Annotated in this window: 8 protein-coding genes and 1 riboswitch; of the genes, 4 read left to right on the top strand and 4 right to left on the bottom strand. The window is 59.8% G+C overall.

Annotation, left to right across the window (positions count from 1 at the left end; all coding sequences use genetic code 11):
* Nucleotide 1: 1 nt before the first annotated feature.
* From EQV96_RS01820 to EQV96_RS01810, 3 genes are all read right to left on the bottom strand, one after another.
* The gene (locus EQV96_RS01820; protein WP_095000297.1) at nucleotides 2-928 is read right to left on the bottom strand and encodes a sugar ABC transporter permease; all 927 of its coding nucleotides are present in this window, start codon (nucleotides 926-928) and stop codon (nucleotides 2-4) included.
* Between the two features lie 111 nt (nucleotides 929-1,039).
* Nucleotides 1,040-2,350 carry a sugar ABC transporter substrate-binding protein gene (locus EQV96_RS01815; RefSeq protein ID WP_095019968.1) on the bottom strand — a complete coding sequence of 437 codons (1,311 nt, stop codon included), beginning with the start codon at nucleotides 2,348-2,350 and terminating at the stop codon, nucleotides 1,040-1,042.
* A 140-nt stretch (nucleotides 2,351-2,490) separates the two neighbouring features.
* On the bottom strand, nucleotides 2,491-3,426 hold the full coding sequence (locus EQV96_RS01810) for an AraC family transcriptional regulator (RefSeq protein ID WP_240881589.1): 936 nt from the start codon (nucleotides 3,424-3,426) through the stop codon (nucleotides 2,491-2,493).
* 85 nt (nucleotides 3,427-3,511) lie between these two features.
* Between EQV96_RS01810 and cobF the strand changes: the two genes are divergently transcribed.
* The gene (gene cobF / locus EQV96_RS01805; protein ID WP_095032581.1) at nucleotides 3,512-4,273 is read left to right on the top strand and encodes a precorrin-6A synthase (deacetylating); all 762 of its coding nucleotides are present in this window, start codon (nucleotides 3,512-3,514) and stop codon (nucleotides 4,271-4,273) included.
* Between the two features lie 192 nt (nucleotides 4,274-4,465).
* Entirely contained in the window at nucleotides 4,466-6,727 is a 2,262-nt protein-coding gene (locus EQV96_RS01800; protein WP_240881151.1) for a glycoside hydrolase, read from the top strand.
* Here the strand turns inward: EQV96_RS01800 and EQV96_RS01795 are convergent, their stop codons facing one another.
* On the bottom strand, nucleotides 6,728-8,020 hold the full coding sequence (locus EQV96_RS01795; protein WP_095024696.1) for a glycosyltransferase: 1,293 nt from the start codon (nucleotides 8,018-8,020) through the stop codon (nucleotides 6,728-6,730).
* A gap of 220 nt (nucleotides 8,021-8,240) precedes the next feature.
* Nucleotides 8,241-8,422: riboswitch (cobalamin riboswitch) on the top strand.
* Between the two features lie 93 nt (nucleotides 8,423-8,515).
* Here EQV96_RS01795 and cobW point away from each other — a divergent pair.
* Together cobW and cobN are read left to right on the top strand one after the other, a co-directional pair.
* Complete coding sequence (cobW, locus tag EQV96_RS01790; RefSeq protein WP_240881587.1) at nucleotides 8,516-9,586, top strand: cobalamin biosynthesis protein CobW; 1,071 nt, start codon at nucleotides 8,516-8,518, stop codon at nucleotides 9,584-9,586.
* A gap of 3 nt (nucleotides 9,587-9,589) precedes the next feature.
* On the top strand, nucleotides 9,590-13,360 hold the full coding sequence (gene cobN / locus EQV96_RS01785) for a cobaltochelatase subunit CobN (protein WP_240881150.1): 3,771 nt from the start codon (nucleotides 9,590-9,592) through the stop codon (nucleotides 13,358-13,360).
* Nucleotides 13,361-13,419: the final 59 nt, after the last annotated feature.

The following is a 13,419-nucleotide window of genomic DNA, read 5'->3' as shown; positions in this document are numbered from 1 at the left end:
CTCACGGCTTGTCTGTCAGGTTTTTGCCGAGCATGCGCACCAGAATGATGGCGGCAATATTGGCGATGACCACGGCGATCAAACCGCCGGCCGAGGCCATGCCCACATCGAACTGCACCAGCGCCTGGTTGTAGATCAGGTACGCGAGGTTGGTGGATGCATAGCCCGGGCCGCCGTTGGTGGTGGTAAAGATTTCGGCGAACACCGACAACAGAAAGATGGTCTCGATCATCACTACGACGGCAATGGGGCGCGCCAGATGGGGCAAGGTCAGGTGCCAGAAAATCGCGATGGGGCCGGCACCGTCCAGCCGCGCGGCTTCTTTTTGTTCCTGGTCCAGAGACTGCATGGCGGTCATCAGAATCAGGATCGCAAAGGGCAGCCATTGCCACGACACAATGATGATGATCGACAGCAGCGGGTAGTGCGCCAGCCAGTCCACCGGCTGGGCGCCAAACAACTTCCACACGGCGGCCAGGACGCCGGATACCGGATGGAAAATCAGATTTTTCCAGATCAGCGCGCCCACGGTCGGCATGATGAAAAACGGCGAGATCAACAGCACCCTTACGATGCCGCGGCCCATGAATTCGCTGGCTTCGAGCAGGGCGCTGATCAGTACGCCGAGCACCACGCTGATCAGCAGCACACTGCCAACCAGCAGCAAAGTGTTGGTTGCGCCGGGCAGGAAGCCCGAATCGGTGAGGAAGTAGGTGAAGTTCTCCAGCCCCACGAACTGGTTTTCGCCGGGATAGAGCAGGTTGTAGCGGATCAGTGAAAAGTACAGGGTCATCCCCAGTGGCACGATCATCCACAGCAACAGAAGCGCCACAGAGGGCGTTACCAGAAACCAGCCGGGATTGAACAGGCGCGGACGCCGCCCCGTTGGCGGGGCGTCGAGCGCGGCAATAACAGTCGAAGTCGTCATCGTCAATACACCTGAATTGCTTTGCGTCGGAGCGAGCCTCCTCGTGAAGGAGTCGACGCGGTATTCGCGAGCAGGCTCGCTCCCACAGACCAGAGTTTGGTGTTGGCAGTGCTACTTGGGGTAACCCGCCCGCTTCATTTCGCGCTCGGTGCTCTGCTGGGCCGCGGCCAGTGCCTGGTCCACGGTGGTCTGGCCAATCAGCGCGGCACTGAACAGCTTGCCAACCTGGGTGCCCACCGCCTGGAACTCCGGAATGGTGACCAACTGGATACCCACATAAGGGACGGGCTTGAGGGTCGGGTCCTGAGGGTTGGCAACTTTCAAGGACTCGAGGGTGACCCTGGCAAAGGGTGCAGCTTTCAGGTACGCCTCGGTGTAGGTCGAGGCCCGGGTGCCCGGGGGTACATTGGCAATGCCGTCTTTTTCCGCCACCAAAGCACCGTATTCTTTGGACGTGGCCCAGGTGCTGAATGTCCTGGCGGCGTCCTTGGCTTTGGAACTGGTGGGTATGGCCAGTGCCCAGGAGTACAGCCAGGCACTGCCTTTATCGGTCACAGCATGGGGGGCGAAGGTAAAGCCGACATGCTCGGCGACCTTGCTCTGGCTACTGTCGGTGACAAACGAGCCAGCAACACTGGCATCGACCCAGATCGCACATTTGCCGCTGTTGAACAGCGCCAGGTTTTCGTTGAAACCATTGCTGGTCGCACCCGGCGGGCCTGAGGCTTTCAGTGTGCCGACATAAAAATTCAAGGCATTTTGCCACTCGGCCCCGTTGAACTCCGGTTGCCATTGTTCATTGAACCAGCGCGCGCCGTAGGCGTTGGCGATGGTGCTGATCAGCGCCATGTTTTCACCCCAGCCCGCCTTGCCGCGCAGGCAGATGCCGTATTGTTCCTGGTCAGGTTTGTTGAGGGTGCGGGCAAAGCCGGCGATCTGTTCCCAGGTCGGATGCTCGGGCATGCTCAGCCCGGCATCCTTGAACAGGTCGGTACGGTAATAGGTCATCGAGCTTTCGGCATAAAACGGCAGGGCATAGAGCGTGCCCTTGACGGACAGGCCGTCGCGAACCGCCGGGAACACATCGTCGATGGCATAGGTGGCGGGCAAGTCGGTCATGGGCTCAAGCCAGCCCTTGGCACCCCAGAGTGCGGCTTCGTACATGCCGATGGTCAGCACGTCAAATTGTCCGCCCTGGGTGGCAATGTCCGTGGTCAGGCGCTGGCGCAATACGTTTTCTTCCAGCACCACCCAGTTGAGCTTGATCTCGGGGTGCTCGCTCTCGAAGGTTTTCGCCAGCTTTTGCATGCGGATCATGTCGCTGTTGTTGACCGTGGCAATGGTCAGGGTTTGCGCGCCTGAACTGATGCCACTCAGGGTCATGCACGTGGCGACACATAACGCTTTGACAGGAATATTCATTGAGCACTCCACTTCAGCGGCCTGGCGGCTTTTGAAGGACGGTTATTGTTTTTATAGCGGCTCGCACGGGGCAAGCGCCTGGGCCGATTACAGCCCTCAATCACCGGCGTGACAAATCACTGGAAGCACATCAATCGATACTATTTTGCACTGCGCAGGCGTTCACTCGGCGCACGCTGGTTTTGCTCGGTCAAACGCTGCACCGCCAGGCGACGATAGTGTGACGGGGTCATTCCTTTGAGTTGCTGAAAGCGACGGTTGAAGTTGGAAATATTGTTGAAACCTGACTCGAAACACACATCTGTGACGGGCTTTTGACCATCGGCCAGTAACTCACAGGACTTGCTGATGCGCAGTCGATTGACGAACTCGATGAAGCAGCGCCCTGTGGCTTGCTTGAATACGCGGGAAAAATAGGTGGGCTTCATGCCCATGTAGTCGGCGACTTCTTCTAGCGGCAGCTCGCGGGTGTAGTGGCTGAAGATATAGTCGACGGCCCGGTTGGTGCGATCGATGGTCTGCTCGTCGGCCAGATTTCCGGCGGTGACCCCAGACAGCAGCTGGTAGTCATCACAGCCGGCCAGCAGTTCCAGCAGGATGAGGAAATGGCCAAGCCGGGTGATGCCGCTGGAGCCGGCAATTGCCTGCATCAGGTCCATAGCCTTGCGGATCGTGGCTTTACAGCGGAACTCGATCCCGTGGCGCGCCCGTTCAAGCATTGGCGTGAGGGACTTGAGTTCGGTGAGTACCGAGGCGGCGTTCTCAAGCAGTTCATCGGTGAAGTTGACCAGCATGTCGCGGGTGGGCACCACCTCGTCACCGGCCACCTGGCTGATCCAGTTATGAGGCAGGTTGGGCCCGGTGAGGAATAATGTTTCAGGGTGGAAATTACCGATATATTCGCCCACAAACACCTTGCCGCTGCTGGCAACGATCAGATGCAACTCGTATTCCTTATGGAAGTGCCAGCGCACCAGCGGACAGGGGAAGCCATGCTGGCGATAGATGATCGACAGGCCATTGTGGTCGTCCATCAGTTCGTAGGACGGGTCTGTGGCGCGGGCGGGGCGGGTCATGGGCTGGGCCGTCGTCAGTCTTGTTATGGCGTGGATCATGCCGGTTCCTGCGGTTAAGTCCAGTCAGATTTGAGGGTATTACAGGATGAAAACACTGTTGTTGATCGGTATCGGCGCCGGAGACCCGGAGCACATCACCGTCCAGGGGATCAACGCGCTGAATCGCGCCAATGTGCTGTTTGTGCTCGACAAGGGCCAGGCCACCGAAGACCTGGTGCGCATGCGCCTGCAGATCTGCCAGCGCTATATCCGTGAGCCGGGCTACCGTGTGGTGCAGGTCAACGACCCGCAGCGTGACAGCTCAACGGCGTGCTACACCGATGGCGTCGAGGATTGGCACCAACAGCGGGCCGAAGTGTTTACCCACTTGATCGAAGACCAACTGGCCGATGGCGAATGCGGGGCTTTTCTGTTGTGGGGCGACCCGGGGCTGTATGACAGCACCTTGCGTATTCTCGACCGTGTCCGGGCCGGGGGCTGCAGCGACTTCGAGCATGAGGTGATCCCCGGTATCAGCAGTGTGCAGGCCCTTGTCGCGCGCCATCGCATTGCGCTCAACACTATCGGCCAGCCGATCCGCATCACCACCGGACGCAAGCTGGTGGCCGAGGATCTGGATAATGTCGTGGTCATGCTCGACGCACATTGTGCCTTTGAAGCCTTTGTCGATGAAAATGTCGATATCTATTGGGGCGCCTATATCGGCACTGCGGACGAGATTCTGATCGCGGGCAAACTGAGCGAAGTGTGCGAGCAGATCAAGCAGGCCCGCAGTACTGCCCGAGCAAGCAAGGGCTGGATAATGGACACGTATCTGCTGCGCAGGCGCACCCACCTGAGTGAATAGGCAGTTGCGTCGAAGTCTTTTTCGTACATGTTTTGTAGAATTAGATTATGGCGTCAAGTTGATACAACTGCCTACAGTTTGGCTCCTGTATTGCGTCGTTTACATGAGTCAGCTATGAAAGCCCATCTTGCCTGTTTGCGTTGTTACCGTGGGTTCTTGTGTGTCCTGCTTTTTGCAGCATGGGGGCTTGTGATGCCGAGCCCTGCTAATGCCACTGGCAGAGCCAGTTTTGCTGTCGCTCAGGGTACCTTCGATGTGAACCGGGCAACCCTTGAGGTGTTCTTGCTACGGCCCGACAAAGCGCCCTTGTTGCTCAGTGGCGGTGCATTCAGGCAGGACAGCGAGGTCACTGAACTGGCTTCCGACAGCTGGACGATTAGCCAGGAGGGGAATCAATACCGGGTCGACATCAAGGTTGAGGACGACAGGTTGCGCGTTTCGATACAGGCGTCCCGCCCTGCAAGCTTGCGTTGGCCGCGCCTGCAAACCGGCATTCGTGCCTACGCCATTCCTTTTGGCGAGGGTAGCTATATACCGGCCAATGACCCCGGCTGGCTTAGCTGGCTGGTCAAGCGCTACTCCGGCGGGCAGTTGCTGGGTGAGTTGAGCATGCCGTTCTGGACTCAATTGCACGAGGACCTGTCGGTCACCTGGATAGTAGAAACGCCCTTCGACACCCTGTTTAGTATCAAGCGAGTCAAAAACACTGCGGTGCCGCAATTGCAGCATGACTTCAACCGGCTTGCACCTGATGCGCCCTTTGTGATCAGCATCGCCCCCGGCCCTGCACAACCGTTATATGGCGCAGGGCTATATCGCAAATGGCTCAAGAGCAACGGCCAGTTCGTTTCACTGACAGATAAAATTCGTGCGGTGCCGCAAACTGCCCTGCTCGGCGGTGCACCCCATATCTACGTTTGGGACGCAGGGCCGCTGAAAACCACAGACGTCCTCAACTGGGCAAGCTTTATCACGGCTTTTGACCGGGCGCGCCGTACCCCCGGGCATCTGGCTGCCAGTTTATGGGCAAGCTTTGATCCGCAAACCCGCAGCGTATTTGACATGAGTTTGTCGAGTACGCGCTCACGGCTACGAATGGTTTCACCGTTCAATCAACTGCAACTGGTTCGTGCCATCAACCAGGGAATGCGGCAGGTTGTAGCGGTACCCGCCAAGGAACCTCTGGACGGGGGGCATGATCCGGCTGGCGAGGTGCTGTGGGGGCAGGCGGCCAGAACTCAGCTGGTCGAGGCTTTCGGGCCTTACCTGTTACCGGCCGAGCGCTGGGGAGGAGGGCTGTCTGTGGATACGGTCAATGCGCTCAAACAAGCCGGGCTCACCCGTGCCTGGCTGGGAGCCAAGGACTGGCTTGATGCATTCTGGCACCCGCAGGCTGTGGCATTGGCCAAGCAAGCCGGGTTTCTGGTGGCGGTGTACGACAACTACGCAGACGCTCATGCACCCGCCGAACCGGAAACCTGGGCCGCTGCGCAAATGGGCGCGAACCTGGCCAGTGCAGGGCAGCATGACGCGAGCGGTACTACGAGCAAGGGGTTTAATGGCATTGGCGTCTTTGCCAATCCCCGGGAGGCCCAGGACTATGCGCGCCAGCGCATCAAGGCTGTGGCAGGTGCTGCCGGGCTCAACAGCTATTTTCTCGATGTCGATGCTGCGGTCACTGCACAGGCGGACTACACCCCCGGCCGGGAAACCAGTGAAAGTGAAAATGCCCGGGTGATTGCCCGGCGCCTGGATTACCCGGGCGAGTCGTTGGGGCTGGTCACGGGCAGCGAGGGGGCGGTTTCTACGTTTGCAGCCAATATTGCCTACAGCCACGGCATTGCCACACAACCATTCGACTGGACCGACCCTGACATGTCCGGTAATCAACAGTCACCTTTCTTTGTAGGGCAGTACTGGCCCCCGGAGACGCCAACACTGTTTTTCAAGACTGTTCCGATCAAACGGCAACTGGCAACCTATGTCCGCTCCTGGAAGTACCGCTTGCCGCTTTACCAAATGGTGCTTCACGACAGTCTGGTCAGCACGCATCACTGGGCCTACCCATCGTTGAAATTTTCCAATGAGCAGCAGAACACGGCACTGCTGCAGCTGTTGTACATGACGCCGCCCATGTACCACCTCAATGCCGCCGTGCTGGAGCGCGACTTGCCCTTTATCGCGGCCTACAACGAGGTTTTTTCGCCCTTGCATCAACGGCTTTTTACCCAGGCACTGGTTGATTTTCAGGTGCTCAGTGCAGACCGGAGCCTGCAGCGCACGGTGTTTGATGATGGAACCCGAATTACGGTCAATTTCAATCCAGACAATGCGCAAAGTGCCGACGCCATGCAATTTGCGCCAATGTCGGCAAGCGTCCAGATACCGGGCGAAAAAGACCGCATCATCATGATTGCCGAGATGTTCAAGGCGACGCGACTGGCACAGCCCTAGTCAAACCGTTCGATTCTTTGCCTCGATCCACTGCGACATGTACTGGGTACTTTTATGCTGATGATGGCGCAGCATGGCACCGGTGAAGTTGTTGCGCCGATGCTGTTGCAGGCCGGCGCGGCAGGCTTCGATGCACTCGACCAGTGCCGGGCCGTGGGTACTTTGCAAATAGCGCTGCGCCAGTAGTGCCGTTCCGTGCTGCTGGGCCTGATGCCAGGCGTCAGGGCTCTGATACAGCTGCACCGCAGCGGCAGCAATCGCACTGGCACTCTGTTCGATGGCACCTGCCCACGGCAGGTCGCCATGCATGCCTTCGGCGCCTACGGGAGTTGTGACGTTGGGCGTGCCGCAGAGCATGGCATCGGCGATTTTGCCCTTGATTCCTGCACCAAAGCGCAGGGGGGCCATGCAGATCCGCGCATTGCTCATCACCTCAAGCGCATCTTCGGCCCAGTTGAGCACGTGAAAACCCTGTGCCGGGTTGTGCAGTGCAGTGGCCTTGGGCGGGGTGTAAGCACCATAGACATGCAATTGCGCCGTGGGCAGTTGCTGACGGATCAATGGCCAGATCGCGGTTTTCATCCAGAGCACGGCATCCCAGTTGGGGGCATGACGGAAATTGCCGATGCTCAGGAAATGCTGGCGCTGGTCAAAGGGTACGAACTGCCCAGGTACGCTGTCGACCATCAACGGGCACCAGTGCAGCAGGGCTCGGGGCACCTTGAAGTGCTCTACGAGCAGATCGATTTCGTATTCGGAAATCATCAGGTTCAAGTCGCATCGATAAATCGCCGCGATCTCCCGTTGCGCCAGATCGGTAACGGCCATCTGCTCGAAGGTCTCCCGTTGTGCAGGGGCGAACAGGCTGCTGAAATCATCAGTGTCGGCGTCGAGTTTGAGGCGCGCCTTGAGCTGTTGCTGGCGGGCGTCGCGCAGGCTTTGCAGGTCGGAGGTTTCCAGCACGCGCAGGGCCTGCGGGCAATGCTTCTCCACGCGCCAGCCGAACTGCTCTTCCATCATGAAGCGGTCGAACAGCACGATATCCGGGGCCAGCTCGGTGATGAAGGTATCGAAGCTGCTGTTATTGAGCGCGATACTGACTTCATCAATGCCCAATGTCGCCAGATCAGCCTTGTGTTCGCCAATGCCTGCCGGGCTGCTGAAGGTGATGTGCCAGCCTTGCTGCAAGAAACTTTCGATGATCTGCATCATGTGTCCGCCCGCCGCCGAAGAGCGGGGCTCGGGCCACACGTAGCCAATAATCAGGACGCGGGTTGGGCGAGTGGACGGCATGGGCAGATCCTTGAAGAGCTATGGCTGAAAAAAAGGCGGCAATTAGAACACAAGTTGCCTACAACACCTGTGGTCGCTGCCTCTTACCTTGTGAGCGGCTACAGGAATACTGCACCTGTGGGAGCGAGCCTGCTCGCGAAGGTCGTTCGCGAGCAGGCTCGCTCCCACAATAGGTCAGGGTATCTAAACGTATCTGTGTTGACCTGTTACAAAGCACTGCGTAGCCTTGCGCGTTCGAGGTTCTTCGCAGCGCGAAGCTAAGAAGGGAACGCGGTATGCCGCGGCTGCCCCCGCAACTGTAAACGGTCGTTGATCTTGCAATGCCACTGCTTCACAGGCGGGAAGGCGCAAGGTAGGTATCAGCCGTAAGCCAGGAGACCTGCCTCGTAACAGATTCTTACTTCAACCGGGCGGGGTGATCCGGTGGCGAAGACTGACCGCGCACTGCTTGCGGCCGTCGTCCCGTATGCCCGCCGTTTTGCCAAAGGGCATCCGATGAAAACACTGGCCAAAACCCCCGTCACTATCGTTACCGGCTTTCTCGGTTCGGGCAAGACTACCTTGCTGCGTCATATGCTGGACAACGCCAACGGCCGTCGCATTGCAGTGATCGTCAACGAATTCGGCGAACTGGGTATCGATGGCGAAATCCTCAAGCAATGCACTATTGGCTGCACCGAAGAAGAGGCCAAGGGACGCGTCTATGAACTGGCCAATGGCTGCCTATGCTGCACGGTACAGGAAGAATTCTTCCCGGTGATGCGTGAGCTGGTGGCGCGCCGTGGCGATATCGACCATATCCTTATCGAAACCTCGGGCCTGGCCCTGCCAAAGCCGTTGGTTCAAGCCTTCCAGTGGCCGGAAATCCGCAGCGCCTGCACGGTTGACGCGGTGATTACCGTGGTCGACAGCCCGGCGGTGGCGGCTGGCACTTTCGCGGCCTTCCCGGATCAGGTAGATGCCCAGCGCAAGCTCGACCCTAACCTGGACCACGAGTCGCCGCTGCACGAGCTGTTTGCTGACCAACTGGCCAGTGCCGATCTGGTGATTCTCAACAAGGTTGACTTGATCAGCCCTGAAGACCTGGCCCGTGTACGTGCCGAAGTGGCTGAAGAACTGCCACCGGCGGTCAAGATCATCGAAGCCAGCAGCGGTCGCTTGCCGCTGGACGTGCTGCTGGGCCTGGAGACGGGTTCGGAAGACCATATCGATGGCCGCCACAGCCATCACGACCATCATCACGATGGCGATGATGACCACGACGACCACGATCACGATGCCTTCGACTCGATCTCTATCGAGCTGCCTCAGGCAGAGGAGCGCGCGCTGATGGATGCTCTGAGCCAACTGGTGGTCAAGCACGGCATTCTGCGGGTCAAGGGCTTTGCCGCGATTCCGGGCAAACCGATGCGCTTGCTGATCCAGGGCGTGGGCACGCGCTTTGACAAGCACTTCGATCGCGCCTGGGGCAGCGACGAAGCGCGCACCACCAAACTGGTGCTGATCGGCCAGGACCTGGACGCGGCCCTGCTCGAGTCCACCCTGCGTACAGCATTGAGCGCCTAAACCATGCATTTGCTCAGGACCCAGCCCGGCGGCTTTGTAGCGGACGACAATATTGCCGACCTCGGCCAGACCCCCGCCGAGCTGGTGATCCTGTGCAGCGGTGATTCAAGCCTGGCCCTGCTCGCCGAAGCGGCGCAGCAGTTGCCTGACGATTATCCAAGCCTGCGTCTGGCCAACCCGATGCAGGTGCAAAACCACGGCTCGGTCGACCTGTATGTCGATGAGGTCCTGCAACACGCCAAGGTGATTTTGTTGTCGCTGCACGGTGGCATCGGCTACTGGCGCTACGGCATTGAACGGCTGGTGCAACTGGCTGAACGCGGTGTGACCCTGATTCTGGTGCCGGGCGATGACCGCCCCGACCCGGAACTCAGCGCCCTGAGCACAGTGCCCGTCGAGCAGGCCGAACGGCTCTGGCACTTTTTGCGCCAGGGCGGGCGGCATAACGCCCTGCAGCTTTATCGTTGCCTGGCCAGCCAATGGCTGGGCCGCGACTATGCCTGGGACGAACCGCACACCTTGCCCCGTACTGCCATTTATCATCCGGCCCATTCCAGCCCTGCACTGCAGGACTGGCAAGGCGACTGGCAGCCGGGCCAACCGGTGGCGGCGCTCTTGTTCTATCGCTCGCATTTGCAGGCGGCCAATACGGCATTTGTCGATGTGTTCTGCCAGCGTCTGCAGGCGGCAGGGCTAAATCCGCTGCCGATTGCGGTCGCCAGCCTGAAGGAGCCGGGCTGCCTGGCGGTGGTACAGGACTTGCTCGATGAAGTCGGCGCAGGGGTCATTCTCAATACCACCGGGTTTGCCCAGTCCAGCCCGGAAGCTCCGCATTTGCGCCCGTTTCGCCGCAATATCCCGGTGATCCAGGCCATTTGTGCCCAGGACAACCAGCCCGGCTGGCAAGCCAGCGAGCAGGGTCTGGGCCCGCGGGACCTGGCCATGCACATTGCCTTGCCGGAACTGGACGGGCGGATCATCAGCCGGCCGATCAGCTTCAAGGACCTGGCGTGGCGCAGTGAGCGCAGTCAGTCGGATGTGGTGTGCTACAGAGCGCATCCCGAACGGATGGATTTTGTCGCAGAACTGGCACGGCGCTGGGTGGAGCTGGCACGTGTGCCGAACCCGCAAAAGCGTATCGCCCTGATCCTGGCCAACTACCCGACCCGCGATGGCCGTATCGGCAATGGCGTAGGGCTGGATACCCCGGCTGCGGCGCTGAATATTTTGCGCGCCTTGCAGGGCGAAGGCTACCCGGTGGCTGCTGAGCTCCCGGATACCGGCACCGCGTTGATTCAAGCTCTGTTGGGCGGTGTCAGCAACGACCTCGACAGCCTCGACCTGCGCCCGTGCCATCAAAGCCTTGGGCTGGATGAATACCAGGCGATGTTTAATCGTCTTCCAGAAGCCAATCGCCAGGCGGTGATTGAGCGTTGGGGCGAGCCACAGCACGACCCGATGTTTCGCAGCGGTCGCCTGATGATTGCCGGGCTGCGTTTTGGCCTGACCTTTGTCGGCATTCAACCGGCGCGGGGATATCAGGTAGATGCCAGTGCGGTCTACCATGACCCGGACCTGATACCGCCCCATGCTTATCTGGCGTTTTATTTCTGGCTGCGCAACACCTACGGCGCCCATGCGGTGGTGCATGTGGGCAAGCATGGCAATCTGGAATGGTTGCCGGGCAAGGGCGTCGGGCTGTCTGAACACTGCTGGCCGGATGCTATTTTGGGCCCCATGCCCAACGTCTATCCGTTTATCGTCAATGATCCGGGTGAGGGCGCACAGGCCAAGCGCCGGACCCAGGCGGTCATTATTGACCACTTGATGCCGCCGCTGACCCGGGCCGAAACCTATGGCCCTCTGCGTGACCTGGAGCTGCTGGCCGACGAGTATTACGAAGCGCAACTGCTTGATCCGCGCCGGGCGCGGGAGTTGCAACGGGATATTCTCAAGCTGGTGCGCGATACCCATATCGACCGCGAGCTGCAACTGGACGCACACCTCGACAGCGACAGCGATGCCGCAATCTGGCTGCCACGGCTGGATACCTACCTGTGCGACCTCAAGGAATCGCAAATCCGCGACGGCCTGCATATTTTTGGTGAGTCGCCTGCCGGGCGTCTGCGCATCGACACCTTGCTGGCATTGCTGCGCATCCCCCGCGGTGATGGCCGCGGGGCGCAATCAAGCGTGCTGCGGGCGTTGGCCAAAGCCTTCGGGCTGAGTTTTGATCCGCTGGACTGTGCGCTGGCCGAGCCCTGGACGGCACGTCGCCCCGCGCCTTTGCAAGCAGTCAGCGAGGCGCTGTGGCGCACCGCAGGCGATACCCGCGAACGTCTGGAACTGTATGCTGCGCAGCTGATCGAGCAGGCGTTGGCGGGCACGCTGCAATTGCCCGACACCGAGCAATGGAGCGAAGTGCGAGGGATTTTTGAGGAGTTGCTTGGGGTTGTTGCACCGCGTCTGGATGCCTGCGGCCCGGCCGAGATGCAGGGTCTGCTTGATGCTCTGGCGGGGCGTTTTGTCCCTGCCGGCCCCAGTGGTGCACCGAGCCGCGGGCGCCTGGACGTACTGCCTACCGGGCGTAATTTCTTTTCCGTGGATGTACGCAACTTGCCCACCACCACGGCCTGGCGTATCGGTTTTCAGTCGGCCAACCTGATTCTTGAGCGTCATTTGCAGGACCACGGCGATCACCTGCGTCAGCTCGGCCTGTCGGTATGGGGCACTGCGACCATGCGCACCGGCGGTGATGATATCGCCCAGGCCATGGCGCTGATGGGCGTGCGCCCGGTGTGGGCCACGGGTAGCCAGCGGGTGGATGACTTTGAAATCCTCCCGGTGAGCCTGCTGGACCGGCCGCGGGTGGACGTGACCTTGCGTGTATCCGGGTTCTTCCGTGATGCCTTTGCCAATCTTATTCGCCTGTTCGATGCCGCTGTTCAGGCGGTGGCGGCGCTGGACGAACCTGATGACCTGAATCCGCTCGCGGCAAAAGTGCGAAGCGAGCGTGAACAGCTGGAGCGCGAAGGGCTGGCCCCGGAACTGGCGGCCCGTCAGGCGGGCTGGCGGGTGTTTGGTGCCAAACCCGGGGCTTACGGTGCCGGGGTACAGAACGCAATCGATGGGCGTTTGTGGCAAAGCCGCGACGACCTGGCCGAGGTGTATCTGAACTGGGGCGGTTATGCCTATGGCGGCGCCGATGAAGGCACGGCGGCTCGCGGTCAGTTTGCCCAGCGATTGGGGCAGATGCAGGCGGTGGTACAAAATCAGGACAATCGTGAACATGACCTGCTCGATTCCAATGACTACTACCAGTTTCAGGGTGGCATGCTGGCGGCGGTAGAGAGCTTGCGTGGGGAGGCAGCAGCCAGCTACCACGGCGACCACAGCCAGCCGGATCTGCCGAAGATCCGTACGCTCAAGGAAGAGTTGAACCGGGTCATCCGTTCCCGTGCGGCCAACCCGAAATGGATAGAAGGGGTCAAACGCCATGGTTACAAAGGCGCATTTGAAATGGCCGCTACCCTGGACAACCTGTTTGCCTTTGATGCAACCACGCACCTGATCGATGATCATCAATATGCATTGCTGGCGGATGCCTATTTGCTGGACCCGGATACCCGTGAGTTTGTGCGTGAGCACAACCCGCATGCCCTGCGCGACATGACCGAACGCATGCTCGAAGCGCAGCAGCGCGGGCTGTGGAGTGAACCGGGGGAGTATCAAGCGGCGCTGGAGAATCTGTTGCTGGATATAGAGGAAGAGTAACCAGGCAACCCTCACCCTAACCCTCTCCCGGAGGGAGAGGGGACTGATCGGGGGATGTT

Origin of the sequence: Pseudomonas sp. TMW22080 (assembly GCF_022496745.1) — a bacterium.
Taxonomy (GTDB): Bacteria; Pseudomonadota; Gammaproteobacteria; order Pseudomonadales; family Pseudomonadaceae; genus Aquipseudomonas; species Aquipseudomonas bubulae.
This window is presented reverse-complemented; position numbering and strand designations above follow the sequence as displayed.

Excerpts from the sequence above, each read along its gene's own strand:
- EQV96_RS01820 (WP_095000297.1), bottom strand. The coding sequence starts at position 928 with ATGACGACTTCGACTGTTATTGCCGCGCTCGACGCCCCGCCAACGGGG.
- EQV96_RS01815 (WP_095019968.1), bottom strand. The coding sequence starts at position 2,350 with ATGAATATTCCTGTCAAAGCGTTATGTGTCGCCACGTGCATGACCCTG.
- EQV96_RS01810 (WP_240881589.1), bottom strand. The coding sequence starts at position 3,426 with ATGACCCGCCCCGCCCGCGCCACAGACCCGTCCTACGAACTGATGGAC.
- cobF (WP_095032581.1), top strand. The coding sequence starts at position 3,512 with ATGAAAACACTGTTGTTGATCGGTATCGGCGCCGGAGACCCGGAGCAC.
- EQV96_RS01800 (WP_240881151.1), top strand. The coding sequence starts at position 4,466 with ATGCCGAGCCCTGCTAATGCCACTGGCAGAGCCAGTTTTGCTGTCGCT.
- EQV96_RS01795 (WP_095024696.1), bottom strand. The coding sequence starts at position 8,020 with ATGCCGTCCACTCGCCCAACCCGCGTCCTGATTATTGGCTACGTGTGG.
- cobW (WP_240881587.1), top strand. The coding sequence starts at position 8,516 with ATGAAAACACTGGCCAAAACCCCCGTCACTATCGTTACCGGCTTTCTC.
- cobN (WP_240881150.1), top strand. The coding sequence starts at position 9,590 with ATGCATTTGCTCAGGACCCAGCCCGGCGGCTTTGTAGCGGACGACAAT.